This window comes from Corynebacterium jeikeium (genome assembly GCF_028609885.1).
Classification (GTDB): Bacteria; Actinomycetota; Actinomycetes; order Mycobacteriales; family Mycobacteriaceae; genus Corynebacterium; species Corynebacterium jeikeium.
Map to the genome: position 1 here is coordinate 47,716 of NZ_CP063195.1, position 15,878 is coordinate 63,593.

Annotated in this window: 15 protein-coding genes, 1 tRNA gene and 2 pseudogenes; 9 read left to right on the top strand and 9 right to left on the bottom strand. The window is 60.2% G+C overall.

The features are described from left to right. Positions 1 to 3 precede the first annotated feature (3 nt). The 5 genes from CJEIK_RS00225 to CJEIK_RS00245 form a co-directional block, all read right to left on the bottom strand. Complete coding sequence (locus CJEIK_RS00225) at positions 4 to 1,452, bottom strand: penicillin-binding transpeptidase domain-containing protein (protein WP_005292645.1); 1,449 nt, start codon at positions 1,450 to 1,452, stop codon at positions 4 to 6. Beyond that, positions 1,449 to 2,756 carry an FtsW/RodA/SpoVE family cell cycle protein gene (locus CJEIK_RS00230; protein WP_005292648.1) on the bottom strand — a complete coding sequence of 436 codons (1,308 nt, stop codon included), beginning with the start codon at positions 2,754 to 2,756 and terminating at the stop codon, positions 1,449 to 1,451. The genes CJEIK_RS00225 and CJEIK_RS00230 overlap by 4 nt, the downstream gene beginning before the upstream one ends. A gap of 3 nt (positions 2,757 to 2,759) precedes the next feature. Beyond that, positions 2,760 to 4,331, bottom strand: coding sequence for a PP2C family protein-serine/threonine phosphatase (locus CJEIK_RS00235; RefSeq protein WP_005292649.1), 1,572 nt, complete (start codon positions 4,329 to 4,331; stop codon positions 2,760 to 2,762). Further along, positions 4,328 to 4,825 carry an FHA domain-containing protein FhaB/FipA gene (locus CJEIK_RS00240; protein ID WP_011272805.1) on the bottom strand — a complete coding sequence of 166 codons (498 nt, stop codon included), beginning with the start codon at positions 4,823 to 4,825 and terminating at the stop codon, positions 4,328 to 4,330. Before CJEIK_RS00240 ends, CJEIK_RS00235 begins: the two co-directional genes overlap by 4 nt. 179 nt (positions 4,826 to 5,004) lie before the next feature. After that, positions 5,005 to 6,285, bottom strand: coding sequence for a DUF3662 and FHA domain-containing protein (locus CJEIK_RS00245; RefSeq protein WP_005292653.1), 1,281 nt, complete (start codon positions 6,283 to 6,285; stop codon positions 5,005 to 5,007). Between the two features lie 405 nt (positions 6,286 to 6,690). Between CJEIK_RS00245 and CJEIK_RS00250 the strand changes: the two genes are divergently transcribed. Both CJEIK_RS00250 and CJEIK_RS00255 read left to right on the top strand, forming a co-directional pair. Beyond that, positions 6,691 to 6,773 (top strand) — tRNA-Leu (locus tag CJEIK_RS00250). Positions 6,774 to 6,915: 142 nt separating this feature from the next. Then, positions 6,916 to 7,875 (top strand): TIGR00730 family Rossman fold protein, encoded by a 960-nt coding sequence (locus CJEIK_RS00255; RefSeq protein WP_034964139.1) that lies wholly within the window; start codon positions 6,916 to 6,918, stop codon positions 7,873 to 7,875. 66 nt (positions 7,876 to 7,941) lie between these two features. Here CJEIK_RS00255 and CJEIK_RS00260 read toward each other — a convergent pair whose 3' ends face one another. Together CJEIK_RS00260 and CJEIK_RS00265 are read right to left on the bottom strand one after the other, a co-directional pair. Next, positions 7,942 to 8,544 (bottom strand): DJ-1/PfpI family protein, encoded by a 603-nt coding sequence (locus CJEIK_RS00260; protein WP_005292657.1) that lies wholly within the window; start codon positions 8,542 to 8,544, stop codon positions 7,942 to 7,944. After that, positions 8,537 to 9,505, bottom strand: coding sequence for an NAD(P)/FAD-dependent oxidoreductase (locus CJEIK_RS00265; RefSeq protein WP_005292659.1), 969 nt, complete (start codon positions 9,503 to 9,505; stop codon positions 8,537 to 8,539). The genes CJEIK_RS00260 and CJEIK_RS00265 overlap by 8 nt, the downstream gene beginning before the upstream one ends. An 84-nt stretch (positions 9,506 to 9,589) precedes the next feature. On the opposite strand from CJEIK_RS00265, the gene CJEIK_RS00270 reads away from it, so the two are divergent. The 4 genes and pseudogenes from CJEIK_RS00270 to CJEIK_RS00285 all read left to right on the top strand — a co-directional run bounded on the left by CJEIK_RS00270 (position 9,590) and on the right by CJEIK_RS00285 (position 11,702). Beyond that, a complete protein-coding gene (locus tag CJEIK_RS00270) occupies positions 9,590 to 10,093 on the top strand; it encodes an FBP domain-containing protein (protein WP_011272809.1) in 504 nt (167 codons plus the stop codon). 160 nt (positions 10,094 to 10,253) lie between these two features. Beyond that, positions 10,254 to 10,391, top strand: a pseudogene (locus CJEIK_RS00275) (zinc transporter permease); the annotation flags it as partial. A gap of 98 nt (positions 10,392 to 10,489) precedes the next feature. After that, complete coding sequence (locus CJEIK_RS00280; RefSeq protein WP_005292666.1) at positions 10,490 to 11,071, top strand: hypothetical protein; 582 nt, start codon at positions 10,490 to 10,492, stop codon at positions 11,069 to 11,071. Positions 11,072 to 11,351: 280 nt separating this feature from the next. Further along, positions 11,352 to 11,702, top strand: coding sequence for a transglycosylase family protein (locus CJEIK_RS00285; protein ID WP_005292669.1), 351 nt, complete (start codon positions 11,352 to 11,354; stop codon positions 11,700 to 11,702). A gap of 41 nt (positions 11,703 to 11,743) precedes the next feature. Here CJEIK_RS00285 and CJEIK_RS00290 read toward each other — a convergent pair whose 3' ends face one another. After that, on the bottom strand, positions 11,744 to 12,511 hold the full coding sequence (locus CJEIK_RS00290; protein ID WP_005292670.1) for a PaaI family thioesterase: 768 nt from the start codon (positions 12,509 to 12,511) through the stop codon (positions 11,744 to 11,746). A 159-nt stretch (positions 12,512 to 12,670) separates the two neighbouring features. On the opposite strand from CJEIK_RS00290, the pseudogene CJEIK_RS00295 reads away from it, so the two are divergent. Beyond that, positions 12,671 to 13,462 (top strand): annotated as a pseudogene (locus CJEIK_RS00295) (HNH endonuclease family protein); the annotation flags it as partial. Positions 13,463 to 13,472: 10 nt separating this feature from the next. On the opposite strand, the gene CJEIK_RS00300 reads toward CJEIK_RS00295, so the two are convergent. Continuing rightward, complete coding sequence (locus CJEIK_RS00300) at positions 13,473 to 14,114, bottom strand: DNA-3-methyladenine glycosylase (protein WP_005292673.1); 642 nt, start codon at positions 14,112 to 14,114, stop codon at positions 13,473 to 13,475. Positions 14,115 to 14,282: 168 nt separating this feature from the next. On the opposite strand from CJEIK_RS00300, the gene CJEIK_RS00305 reads away from it, so the two are divergent. Both CJEIK_RS00305 and CJEIK_RS00310 read left to right on the top strand, forming a co-directional pair. Further along, complete coding sequence (locus tag CJEIK_RS00305) at positions 14,283 to 15,446, top strand: cystathionine gamma-synthase (protein ID WP_005292675.1); 1,164 nt, start codon at positions 14,283 to 14,285, stop codon at positions 15,444 to 15,446. 12 nt (positions 15,447 to 15,458) lie between these two features. Beyond that, a complete protein-coding gene (locus tag CJEIK_RS00310; protein ID WP_005292678.1) occupies positions 15,459 to 15,875 on the top strand; it encodes a hypothetical protein in 417 nt (138 codons plus the stop codon). The last annotated feature ends 3 nt before the right edge of the window (positions 15,876 to 15,878 follow it).

The window sequence follows — 15,878 nt, forward strand, 5'->3', positions numbered from 1 at the left end:
GGCCTACTGCTGCTCCTTCTCAGCTGCATGGATGACGGCTCGGCCGATGGGGCCAGCCACCGAACCACCGGTAGCTGCCTGCCCGCGGTCGCCACCATTTTCCACCAGAACGGCCACCGCCACGTCGGCCGTGGTGGAAAACGCGATGTACCAGGCGTGTGGCTTGGAGTTGCGGGAATCTTCGCCGTGCTCAGCGGTACCTGTCTTCGAAGCGATGGAAGCATCTCCGCCGGCCCACTTCTCGGCCTCCACCATCAGCTCCTTCAGCGTATCCGCCGTTTCACCCGGCACTGCGCGCTTGGCCTTCTGAGGCTTGGTGGTCCGCAGCGTAGATAGGTCACGGCCCGTGACCTTGCTGACCAAATACGGCTTCATGCGCACGCCACCGTTGGCGATGGTCGCGGCGATCACCGCGTTCTGCAGCGGGGTCAGCGCAACGTCTCGCTGGCCGATGGAGGACTGGCCGAGGGCCGCACCGTCCGGGATGTCACCCAGACGGGAAGGTTCCACGGGCAGACCCAGGTAATCGTCCTTATCGCCGACACCGAAGGCCTCGGCGATCTTCTTGAATTTATCCGCACCATGGCGGGTGGAGATGTCCACGAAGGCGGTGTTGCAGGAGCGCTTGAATGCTTCGCGCAGGGTGGTCGTGCCGCCACCACCGCAGGCCGCGCCACCGTAGTTTTCCAGCGTCGTGGCCGTATCCGGCAGGGTGATCTGCGGCGCGGCGGTTACGGACGTCTCTGGGGTGTCGCCCTCCTCCAGTGCAGCTGCGGTGGTGATTACCTTGAACGTGGAGCCCGGAGGCTGGATCTGTTGAGTAGAGCGGTTCAACAGCGGGGCGGAATCATCATTGGCGTAGCTTTCAAAATTCGCCTTCGCCTGCTCAGCCGGCGGGCCGACGATCTGCGCCGGGTCAGCCGAGGGGGTGCTGGCCATCGCCAGCACCTCTCCCGTTGACGGGCGAAGGGCCACCACGGAACCGGAGTAGCCCTTGTTGGCTAGCTGGTCGTAGGCCACTTCCTGGACCTGCGGGTTAAGCGTGAGTTCCACGTTCGCTCCGCCGGCCTCCTTGCCCGTGAGCATGTCCCACGTGCGGGTAGCGAACAGGGAATCATCCTCGCCGGTCAGAATTGAGTTCTGGGAGGACTCGATCCCCGAGGCACCGTACTGATCCGATAGGTATCCGATCACGGAGCCGTACTTGGCGGACATGTACGGGTATTCGCGGTTATAGAAATCGTCGGAATCCTTCACCGACCTCGCCAGTACCTGGTCGCCGGCGATGATCCTGCCGCGTTCCTTCGACTTAGCCTCTAGGAATTGACGCGAATTCAGCGGATTCTGCGCCAGTGACTTTTGCTGGAAGGCTTGGATATAGGTCAGGTTTGCGATGAGGGCGACCACCAAGATGAAGCTAAAGATGGCTACCGCGCGGATGGAGCGGTTCATGCTTCCTCCCTTTCCTTAATGGCCAGGGGCGTGCGGGCGTCATGAGAAATACGAAGAATAATCGCCAACAAGATGTAGTTCGCCAACAGCGACGAACCACCGTGCGACAGGAACGGCGTGGTGAGGCCGGTCATGGGCAGCAGGCGGGAAATACCGCCGGTGACCACAAAAACCTGGATGGCGATCGTCAGCGCCAGACCCGCGGCGACAAGCTTGCCGTAGGAATCGCGGGCCCGCATGGCAGTGTTGAACCCACGCGAGACAAACACGATGTAGGCAATCAGAACGGCTGCTAGGCCGATCAGTCCCAGCTCCTCGCCGATGGCAGCCAGGATGAAGTCGGAGTGCGCGACGGGAATGTTGTTCGGGTAACCCTCGCCCAGGCCACGGCCAGTCACGCCACCGAAGGACATGCCGAACAGCGCCTGGGAGAGCTGGAATCCGTTGCCGTCGTAGTTCGCCAGCGGGTCGACAAAGTTGGACACGCGATCCTGGATCTTCGCCGAAATCTGGTACACACCAAATGCACCAACAAAGGCCAGGCCGAAGCCCAACACCAGCCAAGAGGCGCGACCGGTGGCTATGTACAACATGCCTAGCACGGTGCCAAAAAGCAGCAGTGCCGGACCGAAGTCGTTCTGCGCGGCCATGATCATCAGCGCGATGCCCCACACCAGAAACAGCGGGCCCAGGTCGCGCAAGCGCGGGAACTGCAAACCCAGGAAAGACTTGCCGGCCACGTTGAACAGACGGCGCTTATTCACCAACAGTGCCGCGAAGAACAGCAGCAGCATGATCTTTGCGAACTCGCCGGGCTGGATTGAGAACGGACCGATGCTGATCCACACCTTAGCGTCCGCGTTCAGGGAGGTAGGCCAGATAATCGGTAGTGCCGTCAGGATGAGGCCCGCCAGGCCCAGCAAGTAGGAGTAGTTTTGCAGCGAGCGATGATCCCGCAGAAAGCCAATCACTAGGCAGAACAGGACCACGCCCAGGGCGGTCCACATGATCTGCGACTTCGCCAGCGATAGGCCCGATCCGAGATCCAGCCGGTAGATCATCACCAACCCCAGGCCGTTGAGCAAGGCCGCGATGGGAAGCATTATCTGATCGGCCTCTGGTGCCGTCCAGCACACCACCAGGTGCCCCACCAGGAACGTCAGGAAGAAGCCGCCGACCAGGTAGAACACCTCGGAGGTGATTTCTTTGCCCTGCGAGATCTCCAGCGCCACTATGGCCAGCAGCAAAACGATGGCGGCCAGCAGCAACAGGCCGGCCTCAGTGCGTCGGCTAAAAAGTTTCATGGGTTATTTCACCTCGCGGCAGGAGACTCCGGGGGTTGTGAGATCTTCGGGCGCGTCGCTCTTCTTTGTGCTGTCCTGGCTGTCCTTCTTATCGCTCTTCTCTTTGTCCGCCGGCACGCGGGTCACACATACCGGCAGGGTCTGCTCCGCCAAACGGTCGACCTGCTCCGTGATTTTGTCGTAGGAATCCTCCGGCAGGTCCGACAGTGCGCCCTGCGCCGCCGGGGTCAGGTCGGAAGTGTTAAACAGGTGACAATCGCCGCCCGCGCCCGGATCCACAAAGGTCGCCTTGCCTTGTTCGTCCAAGCAGACGTCCTGGTGCACCGAGTTCAGCTTTATTCCCAGCACCGAGGATTCGGTGCCGTTCATCACCTTGATCTGCGAGTTATCCGAGGCAACGTAGTACGTGTCCTTTACCCGCTGGTACATCACGTAGGTTGCCGCACCGGCGGCTAACACTACGGCCAGAATGATCGCCAGGGTCACCCACAGTCCGCGCCGGGACTTCTTCGGCTTGGTGGCTGTGCTTGCCCCTGCGCCGCCCTCGCCGTGGTCGTCGCCATGGTCGCTGTTGGCGTTACCTGTGCGATCGTGGCCACTGTGGGCCGTCGCGGGGTCGGACTCGTCATCCTCCTGGTCCTTTTTAGGGTCCTTTTTTGGCGACGCCGCCGTTGTCGTCGACAGCCCCTGAATTGCCGCTGCGCGGGCTGCCGAGGAATTCGGTCGGGGCATATCCATTGCTTCACCAGCAATAGCTCCCGCCATCACCGGGCGGGGTGGCAGGGTGAGCTCTGGGTCCGTCGGTGCGTTGGAGTTGGCGTCAAATTCAACCACATCGGCAACAACAACGGTGACATTGTCCGGGCCGCCGCCCCGCAGTGCCATCTCTACAAGCTTCCGGGCAGCCTTCTCCGGGGTGCCGCGGGAGAGTACTTCACGGATCGTGTCGGTGCTGACGGGATCCGAAAGCCCGTCGGAGCAGAGCATAAAACGGTCGCCGACCTGTGTTTTTTCCCGCCAGAGGGTCGGTTCGACGGGGCGGCCGGTGAGGGCCTTCAAGATGAGGGAACGTTGCGGATGGCTGCTGACGTCCTCGGGGTCGAGTTTGCCCTCGTCGACGAGGGACTGAACAAACGTGTCATCCTTGGTGACCTGGCGCAGCTCGCCGTCGCGCAGTAGGTAACCGCGGGAATCGCCGATGTGGCAGATCGCCACTTCGTTCTCTCGGAAAAGCATGGAGGTCAGAGTGCAGCCCATGCCATCTAGGTTTGGGTGTTCGTCTACGTGCGCAGCGATGTCCTGGTTGCCTTCGTCCGTGGCCGTGGCCAGCAGGTTCTCGAGCTGATCGCGGTTGTTGGGCTCGTCGATTAGTGGGGAATCCAGGGGGCTGAGTGCATTGATGAGGAACTGGGAGGCAACCTCGCCGGCAGCGTGGCCGCCCATGCCGTCGGCTAGTGCCAGCAGACGCGGGCCCGCGTAGGCGGAGTCTTCATTGTTGCCGCGAACCAGGCCACGGTCAGAGCACGCCGCGAAGTTCAGCGTGCGCCTGATGTTTCCGTTCTTATCCTCGGTCATGCGTCCATCCTCACGTGGGTCTGGCCGATGCGGATTTCCATACCGGCGGAAAGCTTAACGGGCTGGTCCAGGCGCTCATTTCCGATCCAGGTGCCGTTGCGCGAGTCGAGGTCTTCGACGTACCAATCCGAGCCGCGGCGGATCAACCGTGCGTGAGTACCGGAGGCGAAATCATCCTCCAACACCAGCGTGCATGACTGCGAGCGGCCGATGGAGACATCCTGGTACCCCTTGAGGTTCAGAGTGGTGCCGGTCAGTGGGCCACTGGTGAGCTCCAGAGATTGCGGGGCCTTGTGCCTGCGGAAAGCATGACCGGAAGAAGAGGGTTCGTTCATGGGACCCCCGTATCCCGCTGCGATGGGAGCCATCCCGACGGGAGCCAAGCCAGAGGTGCGATCTGCATCCTTTTTGAGGGAGCGAACAGTCATCCAGATGAAGAACCACAGCAAAAGCAGCAGGCCAATCTTGACCAGCAGAAGTAGCGTGGTCTGCACGGTATTCAACTCCTCAGTAGGGTCGGTAAGGTCAGCAAGGCCAGTAAGGCCGAAAGGCCCAGTGAGCACTCAATAAACACAGGAGCACACTGGCACACACAGTCCCGCGGGGCACATGTGTATGTGAATAGCCTAGTTTAGATGACCCTGAAGGAGTAGGGCGGAAGGGAAAAACAGGGTTAGTGGAACTCCACGCCGATCTCGGAGTGGCCCAGAGAAATCACGTCGCCGCTGGCCAATAGCCAGTTTTCGATCGGAGTGCCATTGACCGAGGTGCCGTTGGTGGACTGCAGGTCCGTCAGTACGGCGTCGTAGCCATCCCAAGTGATGTCCGCGTGCTGACGGGAGACACCCGTATCGGGGATGCGTAGATCCACCCCGTTGCCACGCCCGATGATGTTGCTGCCCTTGCGTAGCTCGTAGGTACGGTCGGAGCCATCGTGCAGCGTGAGCGTGACCCGCAGTTCGCGTTCGCCACCGTCCGCGCCCACGCCTCCGCGCACGGGAGCGGGGGTGGACTGCACAATTACCTCGGTGCCCGGGTAGCTCACCGGACGTTCGAAATCATTGCCTTCCGGCTGGTTCTGCCAATCCTGCTGGTTGTGCATGGCGCTTTCCTCCTGTACTTCCGAGGCCTGCTGGTCGTGGGGCTCCGAAGAATCCTGGGGCGCCTGGGGTTCTTGGGGCACCCGGGGCTCAGAGTCTTCCACTTGCTGCGCCTGATCCGTCCACTGGCTGCGAACGAAATCCGGGGCGGCGCGGTGCACGCCTGCTGCACCTGCCGGACCGACACCCGCAGCACCTGCAGCGGCACCAGTCGCCCCAGCGCCTTCGGCTGCGCCAGTAGAGTCGATGTGGTGGTGCTGGTCTTCCGCAGACGAAACCAGATCCCCGAGAGACCGCTCGGTACTGGGGTTTTGTACTTCATTGGAAGGGGCATCGTTGGAGCTAGGGGCGTCATAGTTATGCGACACCAACGAACGCTCGCCGGGCTGCGACGATGGCCACTCCGGACGGCCTTCCTGCTCCGAGAAATCCTCACCGATAGCTACATTGGCGCCAGAGTGATCTGCGGTGTGAGGAACATCGAAGCGAGCATCAGCCCGCATCTGGCCGGAGTGCATGCCGTCGTGGGCAAAAATACTTACCTTGACTGGCTCGTTCGTACGCCAGCCCTGGTTGCGGATGAAGCGGCTCAGGCGATCGCCCATCTCTTCCGCCAGCCGCGGGCGAGATTCGGTGAGACTTGCGTAGTCGCGAGTGCTGACTAGCACCTGAAAGTAGCTGGGCGCTAGACGCCGCCCCTGGGCATCCGTCATGACGGACTCTTCTGCGTACTGCTTAAGAACCTCATCAATCTCGGTTGGAACGACCTCGCCGCCGAAGACACGTGCGAAGCCGTTATCCAGCCCACGCTGAAGCGAGCTGTCGAGCTTCTTGAATCGTCCAAACAGACCCATTGTCCGTAGTCCTCCTGTGTCGTACTGTGATCTTCCACTGCAGTCGCGTGCCCTTAAAAACTGGCGCTAGTTCTGCCTGCGGGGCAGCCCAATAACGTAAGTCGCGGGAGCCGGTTGGCGCGCTGTGCTGTTATAGCCCAAACCCCGAGGCTGCGAGTCCATGACGGGGTTGAACTGCGCGAAAAATCAGTCGCATTGCGAGTGTTTAGTTGGCCATTATAGGGGCAGTGCCGGGTCACGTGCACTTTCTTGCAGGTCAGATGTGTTTTTTGGATGCATGGGTGCATCGTGCTAGAGTTTCATTTCGTTGCCAGCGAGCATTACTTCCAAAAAGGAATGTGCGGCTTTAGCAGGCAAGACAGTGTAAACACTGTGGTGAAAACCATGTGTCCTACATAGTCACTCGGGCGAGTGGCGGAATGGCAGACGCGCTGGCTTCAGGTGCCAGTGTCCTTCGGGACGTGGGGGTTCAAGTCCCCCTTCGCCCACAGCTAGCAGTTGAACAAACTGCACTACCGGAGGTAGCAAACCCGAAAGGGAATGTTACCTCCGGTTTCTTTCGTTTTCTGGTGTATAAGAGTCGAAGATTGCAGGTGCGTCGATTCAACAGATTGTTCTAAGCTTGCACGCATGCCTTCTTCTGATATTCATGTCAGCGCTGTTGTAGTGAGGAATTCGCGGGGAGAAGTCCTTTGCGTGCGTAAGAAGGGCACTGCGCTATTTCAATTTCCGGGTGGCAAGCTCGAGTTTGCGGAGTCCTCGCTTGATGCGGTGATACGGGAAGTTAATGAAGAGCTGGGGATTTCGCTTGATGCTGCTCTCTTGGTTCCGATGGGAACATACCGTGCAGTTGCGGCTAACGAAGCCGGTAGCGATGTTGTTGCGGATCTCTTTTACTTTTCAGATTCGGTGGAGCCCGTGGCAGCTGCAGAAATTGCTGAGTGCGAATGGGTAAACCCGTCCGTGCCGAACGTTAAGCTGGCACCGCTTTTGAAAGATGAAGTGTTTCCGGAGTTGATTGCCAATCCTGTGCGTTCTGTAGCCGTATTTACAGGGGCGAGCAGTGGTCGCAACCATACCAATGCCTTTCTTGCTGAAGCCCTAGGGGCGGGTCTAGCTGAGCAGGGCGTACGGATGATTTATGGTGGCGGCAAAGTCGGCCTTATGGGTGCTGCGGCGGATGCCTGTCTGGCCAACGGTGGCTGTGTAATCGGTGTGATTCCTCAGAATCTTGTCGATGGCGAAATTGCACATGCGGGTCTTTCGCACCTTGAGATTGTTGACACGATGTATCAGCGTAAGCAACGGATGAGTGACCTGGTCGATGCCTACGTGTGTTTGCCTGGCGGCGCTGGAACGTTAGACGAATTTTTTGATGCGTGGACAGCTCAACAGCTCGGGCTTCATCGCAAGCCCATTGCCCTTTTTGGTTCAAGTTTCTGGGCGCCTACGGTATCGATGCTCAAGCATATGGCAGACGAGGGATTTATTCGTCAAGATGATGTCGACACGCTTATTGTTGCCGACACCGTTGATGAACTTCTCGTCGCACTCAATTCTTGGGCTGCGCCGTGCCCCAAGTGGAATTAGTTTCTAAGTTGTATTGCAATAAGTACCGAGTAAAGCGATCTTTATTTGCATCTGCTGGGCTGAACGCTATACCGCAAACGGGTCGTGGTCCGGGTCGCTATTGAATTGAATCTCCAGGTCATGGGCGATCTTCTCCGCAAGCGAAGCGCCGAAGAAGTGAGACACGAAGGCGACGGCCATATCTATCCCCGCTGCCACACCGGACGACGTCCAGCGATCACGGTCGTGCACCCACCGGGCAGAGCTTTTCCAGTCGATGTCCTTGCCGAAAGACGTGGCCCAATCAAACGCAAGCTTATTGCTGGTGGCGGCGTATCCCTCCAGCAAACCAGCTGCGGCCAAAACCGCTGAACCCGTGCATATGGAACAGACAAGCGAGGTGCAGCTCGCCATTTTGTGGATGCGGGCCAGGAAATCCGCATCTTTGACGAGTGCTCGCGTTCCCTGACCCCCGGGGACTATAACGGTGTCGCAAACGAGGGAATCGAAGGTTGTGTCGGGGAGAATCTTTACACCTTGGGAGCTGGCTACAGGTTCCCCATCCGCGGAGGCGAATTCCACCTGTAGGCCAGGCACCTTGGAGAAAATTTCGGCAGGCCCAAAGACATCCAGCAGTTCAAACCCGTCGAACAGGATAAACGCTACGCGCTGTGGTCGTCCGTTATTCATGGGTCTGCCCTCGAACCTGCTGCAGTTCTTCGTGCAGTAAGAACTGATCGATCGCGATGGCAGTGGCCACGCCTGTGCCCATCGCCTGAGAAACCTGGTCGGGAGAGCTGGTGACATTGCCGGCCGTCCACAGTCCGGTTTTGGAGGTCTTGCCATCGGGCTGTCTAACTACCCAGCCGTTTTCGGATTCACAACCAGCTGCTAGCAGCAGTTGATCATTGGGGTGGAATTCCGGGCCGGTGAAGCACGCCTCAAAGGCGCGGGTAGTAAAGACAGAGTCGCCACTTTTGTTGGGATCGGCGATGCTCACCAGAACTCCCGTTCCTGACTCAGGGTCGGGTTGCACCTCGGTGACGTGGGCGTCCATAAGAGCAACACCGCGCTTTTCGAACAGTGCACGGTCGGCTTCGTCAAGGGAGAGCCCATTGGTGAAGAACGTGACGCGATCGGTCCACTTCCGCATCAAGTGCACCATGTGCGTCGTAAACCTGGGATTCCTTCCGCCGATGACAGCAAGGTCGCGCCCCCGGACCTCGTAGCCGTGGCAATAAGGGCAGTGGAAAACTCGCGATCCCCAAAGCTCGGCTAAGCCCGGTACGTCTGGCAGTTCGTCGGTGATGCCCGTCGCCATGAGTATCTGTCGGGCCGGAAACTGCTGTTCGTCGGCCGTAGTGGCCGTCCATGCGTTGCCTGTTTGTTCGAGGGTGGTGACCTCACCCTGGGTTACTTCACCGCCGAATGTCATGAATTCTTTGCGGCCTTGGTCTAGCAGCTCCATTGGGTTAGCCCCGTCGCGCCCCAAAATGCCATGGGAGTGGGCGCTGAAGCGGTTACGCGGTTTTCCGCTGTCGATGATTCGGACGGTTCGCTGAGCTCGGGCGAGGGCAATACCCGCCGCAGTGCCCGCAAATCCTCCGCCGATGATGAGTACGTCGAGTGGTTTAGTCGCATTGCGTGCCATGATCTACTCCCTTCGAGGATTGTTACACTTGGCCACCGTACCTGCATGAATGGTGCAATTCGCGCGACGGAAAGGTGGAGTATCGTGCAGACCTACTCTGAAAAGGGGATTCGGAAGAGCTTTATCAACTGCTCTAAGGGTGCCGCTGCGCGCATTCACATTCCGGCACACGTTCTGGGCGCCGACTGGGAAAGCCAGGTGTTTGTGAGCTGGGTGGATCCCAAGGCACCTCAGAGGGCCTACCTCGTCGCGGAGACTGCAGAGGGTTTGCAGGGGCTCACCATGGAGATCCGTAAAGCGCCGACGGGCGGTGGGGCGCGTATGTGCCAGATCTGTCGCACGCTGCACCCCTCGAGTGGCGCCTCTCTGATGTCGATCGTCACTACGAAGTCCGCGCAGGATAACTACGGCAGTATCGGTACGTACATGTGCAGTGACCTGGCGTGTGTGGATTATGTCCGAGGGGCGAAAACTCCGGACGGAACCACGCAGATGGCGGAGACGCTGACGGTCGAGGAAAAGGAAGAACGCGTACTCACCAACGTTCGTAGCCTTATCGCCAGTGTGGAAAAGCGCCTGAAGAAGTAATCCGGTGACTAGCGCGCACTGCTTCTAACCAATATTTAATGAAAACGTATTGACAACGTAGCAGGTGAGGGGGCGTATAGGAAGCGTCGAAGCAACCAACTGGCCCACCTAACCAAAGGAGAGGTGGCTCCATGGTTGCCCTGTATTGAAGGAGTTCACCATGAGCTGTACCACCCACGCCAACCATGATCACAAGCACGGCCCGAACTGCGGCCACGTCGCCGTTCCGCACGATGATCACGTCGACTACGTCCACGACGGCCACCTGCACCGCGAGCACGAGGGCCACTGGGACGATCACTAAAGCTCGATCACTAAAGCTGCGGAGAAGAGTGACTACTCAATAGTCACTCCGGTAACATAGGTCACCTGAAACGCCGGTGAAAGGAGCGTTGGGTGACGTACCCGCAAGGAAACGACGACCAGACTCGCATTTTCAACACGCAGGGCAATGGCGGTTATGGCGGCTACAACTCTGGCTACAACAACCAGCAGCAGTACCCGCAGGGTTATAACTCTGGCTACAACCAGCCGCAGCACGACCCCCGCGAAGGTCTGCTGGCCGGCCGCTACGACGGCAAGAAGGTTGCGATGAACCTCATCGTCCTCGCAGTCTTGGCCGCAGCCGTCACTTTCGCCGCTGTGTTCATCGTGGACCTCCTGGTGGGATTCATCCCAGGTGAAGCGTCCGCGGGCGTAGGTCCTGCTGTGCTGACTGGAGTGATTGCCGGCGTCATCGGCGTACTTGCCGGACTTCTGTACATCCCAGTCTCCGGCACAGGCAACGAGCACCTCTTTGGCATGGCCGTTATCGCACTGGCGGCAGTGGCCGCGATCGCTTGGGTGCTCGCGGGTGGACTGCTGAGCGGCGACTGGGGGACGTTGGTCACGCTCACGGGTATCGTCTGCACCGCCGCAATCGCGTATGTGGTGCCTTCTCGCATCGAATCTGCTGCGGTCTACGGCCCGCGCCGATAGTTCGGAGAAAGGGGCAGGGAATAACACGGGGGATAAGAAGCCCCTTAAATTTCGTTATCAATCCGAGGTTTTTTCGGGATTTAGCGCTTTTTCAGTTGACGCACCCCGGGGGAGGGTGCGTATGTTTGCGTGCTTAGTGGCAACTGCCCGGCAGGCAGCCGGGGCGCGATTCATTCGCGTAATTGCCAGCGTGCAGCCGCAAAGCGCGGCCGCGTAGACACCAAACAATCGATATGGAGCCAGCCACTCGGCCGGCTTCGCAGAAGGAGTTTTCGTCTACATGAATAAGTCCGTAAAGACCGCTTTCGCCCGCATCGGCATGGCCGCAGGCCTGGTTGCTGCTCCGGCAGCCGCCGCAGCTGTGGCAGCTCCGGCCGCGCAGGCCGCACCAGTTAGCGCCTGGGATCAGGTCGCACAGTGCGAGTCCGGCGGCAACTGGAAGATCAACACGGGCAACGGCTACTACGGCGGGCTGCAATTCAGCGCTCAGACTTGGGCTGGCTTCGGCGGTACGAAGTACGCCCCGACGGCTAACCAGGCCACGAAGGCGCAGCAGATCGAGATTGCCGAGAAGGTTCTGGCCAAGCAGGGCGCAGGCGCTTGGCCGAACTGCGGCAAGGTGCTCGGCTAAATGCTGAGCTAGGTACCGGATTAATCAAGTACCGCGCTAACTTAGGCGTCCAGGTACTTTTCCGGAATATCGAGAGCCACCAGGTCCTCCCGGGACTTGGTGGATTTTTCTAGCGCTACCTTCACCACGTGGCGCATCTGGTCCTCCGGGTCGGGGATGCGGCGCTGCTCGGACATCAGCACGGTCAGGATCTCCGGCTGGTCCTTGAAGCAGTGCCAGACCACGGCATTCGCCAGCGATTCCAGCACTAGGCCGCGCGGGTGCAGAGCCTGCTTCGGCTGGTCGGCGCGCTTGCCGCCACCACGCGGGCGGACGTGCAGATCCTGTTGGCCGATGCCCACGATGGAGCCGTCCTTGTTGTAGATGATGGAGGTGTACGGCACGTTGCAGTAGCCGTCCTCTTCGACGGTTTCGGTGATCCAGTTGATCAGCTCTGGTGTGAGGTCCACTTCCATGTATGCCCCGCTGCGGCCGGGCTTGAGGAATTGGAAGGTGCCGGTACGGGTCCAGGCTTCGTATTCAGTGCCAAGACGGCGGGCGATCAGGGTGCCGAACAGCACATCCGTCATGGAGAATAGCGTTCCGCCGAAGGCTGCGCCGTGCATGTTGGCGTTCCACCAACGCAGGTTCAGCTCGATGCGCGCGTGCTCCCAGTCCTCGGAAACGTGGGTCATCTTAATACCGGAGCACAGCAGCGGTGGCCAGAGGTTCATCATCCGCCGCATGCGGTTCGGCTTCTTGATCATCTTGTCTGCGAAGGCCGGTACTGCCTTCATTTGTGCACGGTAAATCTTCTTTAGAGGTTTCATGATGCGTTTATGCTACCGCGAGACCGTCAGCGGTAAGCAGCTATAAAAGTATTCTCTTTTTATTGACGCCCCTACGCCCGAGTCGCCCCGCACGCCTGTTCGAAACTTAAAGTGGATTGCCTCCTGGGCTGTCCGGGGCGATTGCTAGCGTGTTGGAATATGAGCAAGAGGGTAAGTGGGCGTGTATCCGCCCGTGCGGCAGCGCTCCTAGTGGGCGTGAGTTTGCTGCTCGGTGGGTGCGCCGAGGGTGCGGAGTTCCTAGAGGGCGGAAGTTCGGCGTCACAAAGCTCTACCGCACCGTTAGAGCCGACCACAGAAACGGTGCCGGACCAGCCGGAACAGGCCGAGCCGCCAGAGCAACCTGAACAAGAACCAGAGCAACCCGCAGCGCCGGAACGGTCGCTGCACCAGCAGAACATGCTGGATCTGCTGGAGACACTGGCAGTCAAGGGGCGCGCGCCGAAGACCGGCTACAGCCGCGCCGAGTTCGGCCAGCGGTGGAAGGACATCGACCGTAACGGTTGCGACCAGCGAAACGACATCTTGGCGCGAGACCTCACCAACGTGAACGCGCCAAAGGGTTGCAAGGTGCTCAGCGGTGATCTGCAGGATCCTTATACCGACCAGCACATCCACTTTGTCCGTGGGCAAAAAACCAGCCAGGCGGTGCAGATCGACCACGTGGTGGCGCTGGCCGATGCCTGGCAGAAGGGTGCGCAGCAGCTTTCCCCGGAACGGCGTGAGCAGTTCGCCAACGATCCGATGAACCTGCTGGCCGTTGATGGGCCGGCGAATATGCAGAAGGGTGCGGGCGATGCTGCGACGTGGCTGCCGGCGAACAAGGGTTTCCGCTGCACCTATGTCTCCATCCAGGTGCGCGTGAAGGCGGAGTACCAGCTGTGGGTCACGCAAGCGGAGAAGGAGGCGATCCAACGCGAGCTCGGCCGCTGCTAGAAGCCCACTATGAGGATGCTCGAAGAGGGGTTCCCAGCTGCCGGCCGCGAGGGCTGGAAACGCTGCGGTCGCTGGGCACCCAGAAGCGGAGTAAGGCATCCGCGTTTTTGCTTATCCCTATGCGTTTGCCACGGGTGATCTCTGGGATAGCTGTGCGTGGGGTCAGGGTAAACGGGGCAGAAGTGGGTGAGCTATCGCCCGCGCCAGAAAACACTTGATCAACCGCCGAGCCATTAAGGTCCAGGTTCAAACCAAGTGCTGCGCCCAAGTTTCCTGGCCCACGCGCAAGCGCTTCATCCGCGGGCTTTGATCCGCGCCGGGCACGGGCAATATCGAGCCCCTCGATGATTTTTCCTGCGCGCAGCAGTACTCCTCCAGCTTCGCCATCGGGGCTGCACACCAGGTTGCCGGCACGGTGGATGCCGTAACTGGCATACACGTAGAGGTGCTGGGGAGGGCCAAACATAACTTCGCAACGAGGGGTCGGACCGTTGAAGGCATGGGAGGCTTCGTCTGCAGTCCCTAGGTAGGCCTCGACCTCGGTCAACTCGATAGCTACTCCGCCGTGGCGCAAGACCGCGCCCAACAAAAGTGGGGCGACGACGTCGGCGGGTTGGGTGAAGTCGATTCTCTGTGCGCTTCGATCCATGTAGCCATTGTGGTGCTATTGCCCTAAACCCGCCAAGGTTGGCCCATTGTTGCCGAAAACTAGACTGCTTGGTCTATAATCGTTGAAACGATGCGCGCCGGGCCGTGAATTCCGGCGCAGATAAGCACCAAAACGCGCAATCAAGCACTAGTTCGAAGGGGAGTTTCCATGGCCCACAACACAGACGCCATCCACGCAGGCTACGAGCCCGACGAGTTCATGGGCTCCATCAACATTCCGATCTACGCTTCCACCACGTTCGCCCAGAACGCGCCGAACGATCTGCGCGGAGGCTACGAATACGGGCGCGTGGCGAACCCCACTGTCGACTCGCTGGCCCGTACAATCGCCGCCCTCGAGGGGGGCGAGCACGGTCGCGTGTACTCCTCGGGCATGGCCGCCACCGACCACCTGCTGCGCGTGCTTTTGCGCCCCGGCGACCATCTGATCATGGGGCACGACGCTTACGGCGGCACGTATCGCCTGATCGCCACGGTATTCAAGGACTGGAACGTGGACTTCACCGTGGTTGATACGACAGACCCCGAGGCCGTCCGTGCGGCGCTGACCCCGAAGACGAAGCTGGTGTGGCTGGAGACCCCTACGAATCCACTGCTCGCTGTAACTGACATCGCCGCCATCGCCGAGGTGCTCGCCGACGAGTTTGGTAGTGACGCCCCCACGCGCCCGAAGCTGATCGTGGATAACACCTTCTGCAGCCCCTACCTGCAGCGCCCCCTGGACCACGGCGCGGACGTGGTGCTGCACTCCACCACGAAGTACATCGGTGGGCACTCCGATGTGGTCGGCGGTGCGATCGTCAGCAACGACGCACAGCTGGACGAGGATCTGGACTTCCTACTCGGCGGTGCCGGCCCGATTGCCTCGCCTTTCGATGCCTACCTGAATGCCCGTGGTCTGAAGACCCTGGGGGTGCGCATGGACCGCCACTGCTCGAATGCGCAGGCTATTGCTGAATATCTGGAAGAGCGGGAGGAAGTCGCCACCGTCCTGTACCCCGGCTTGCCGCAGCATCCAGGCCACGAGGTGGCCAAGCGCCAGTCCACCGGCAAGGGGTTTGGTGGCATGATCTCCGTACGCTTCCACTCTGAGGAGGCGGCACTGAAGTTCTGCCAGGCCACCAAGCTGATCTGCCTGGCGGAGTCGCTGGGTGGCGTGGAATCTCTGCTGGAACACCCAGCGACGATGACTCACCAGTCGGTTGCGGGATCCCAGCTGGAGGTTCCGCGCGACCTGGTGCGCATTTCCATTGGTATTGAGGATCTGGAGGATCTGCTCGCAGATGTCGCGCAGGCTCTGGAACAGCTTTAAAATACGGGGCTTATGAAGTCCTTTTCTCCTTCCAAGTCCCTCACCGCCCTAGCCACCGCAAGCGCCCTAGCCGTCAGCGCCATCGCAGCCACCCCGGCGCAGGCCATTGCCCCGTCCGAGGGCAAGGGCTCCAGCACCGCCCCGATCACCCAGCCCGTCGACCCGGACTTCAATCCGAACAACCCGCAGGCCACTAACGAGGGCTCGTTGGCCGGCAGTATTGAAGCCGCGAACCCGGGGGCCGAATGGTTACTGAAAACCTTCCCTCTGGGCAGCACCGACCCCGCAGGTTCCCTGGGTAAAGATGCACCGCCGATCGCAGGCATCCTGGCCTGGGTCGGCGGTGTCTTAGGTGCGGTTGCCCTGGGCGCGGCGGTGGCTGGGGGCTACCAGTATGCCGTGCAGCAGGGCTGGATCAAGCCGCTGTAGGGG

Bases quoted from the DNA above. Each gene is read 5' to 3' on its own strand.
- CJEIK_RS00260 (WP_005292657.1), bottom strand. From the start codon at position 8,544: ATGAATAACGGACGACCACAGCGCGTAGCGTTTATCCTGTTCGACGGG.
- CJEIK_RS00310 (WP_005292678.1), top strand. From the start codon at position 15,459: ATGAAGTCCTTTTCTCCTTCCAAGTCCCTCACCGCCCTAGCCACCGCA.
- CJEIK_RS00225 (WP_005292645.1), bottom strand. From the start codon at position 1,452: ATGAACCGCTCCATCCGCGCGGTAGCCATCTTTAGCTTCATCTTGGTG.
- CJEIK_RS00290 (WP_005292670.1), bottom strand. From the start codon at position 12,511: ATGAAACCTCTAAAGAAGATTTACCGTGCACAAATGAAGGCAGTACCG.
- CJEIK_RS00245 (WP_005292653.1), bottom strand. From the start codon at position 6,285: ATGGGTCTGTTTGGACGATTCAAGAAGCTCGACAGCTCGCTTCAGCGT.
- CJEIK_RS00230 (WP_005292648.1), bottom strand. From the start codon at position 2,756: ATGAAACTTTTTAGCCGACGCACTGAGGCCGGCCTGTTGCTGCTGGCC.
- CJEIK_RS00300 (WP_005292673.1), bottom strand. From the start codon at position 14,114: ATGGATCGAAGCGCACAGAGAATCGACTTCACCCAACCCGCCGACGTC.
- CJEIK_RS00285 (WP_005292669.1), top strand. From the start codon at position 11,352: ATGAATAAGTCCGTAAAGACCGCTTTCGCCCGCATCGGCATGGCCGCA.
- CJEIK_RS00305 (WP_005292675.1), top strand. From the start codon at position 14,283: ATGGCCCACAACACAGACGCCATCCACGCAGGCTACGAGCCCGACGAG.
- CJEIK_RS00265 (WP_005292659.1), bottom strand. From the start codon at position 9,505: ATGGCACGCAATGCGACTAAACCACTCGACGTACTCATCATCGGCGGA.
- CJEIK_RS00255 (WP_034964139.1), top strand. From the start codon at position 6,916: ATGCCTTCTTCTGATATTCATGTCAGCGCTGTTGTAGTGAGGAATTCG.
- CJEIK_RS00235 (WP_005292649.1), bottom strand. From the start codon at position 4,331: ATGACCGAGGATAAGAACGGAAACATCAGGCGCACGCTGAACTTCGCG.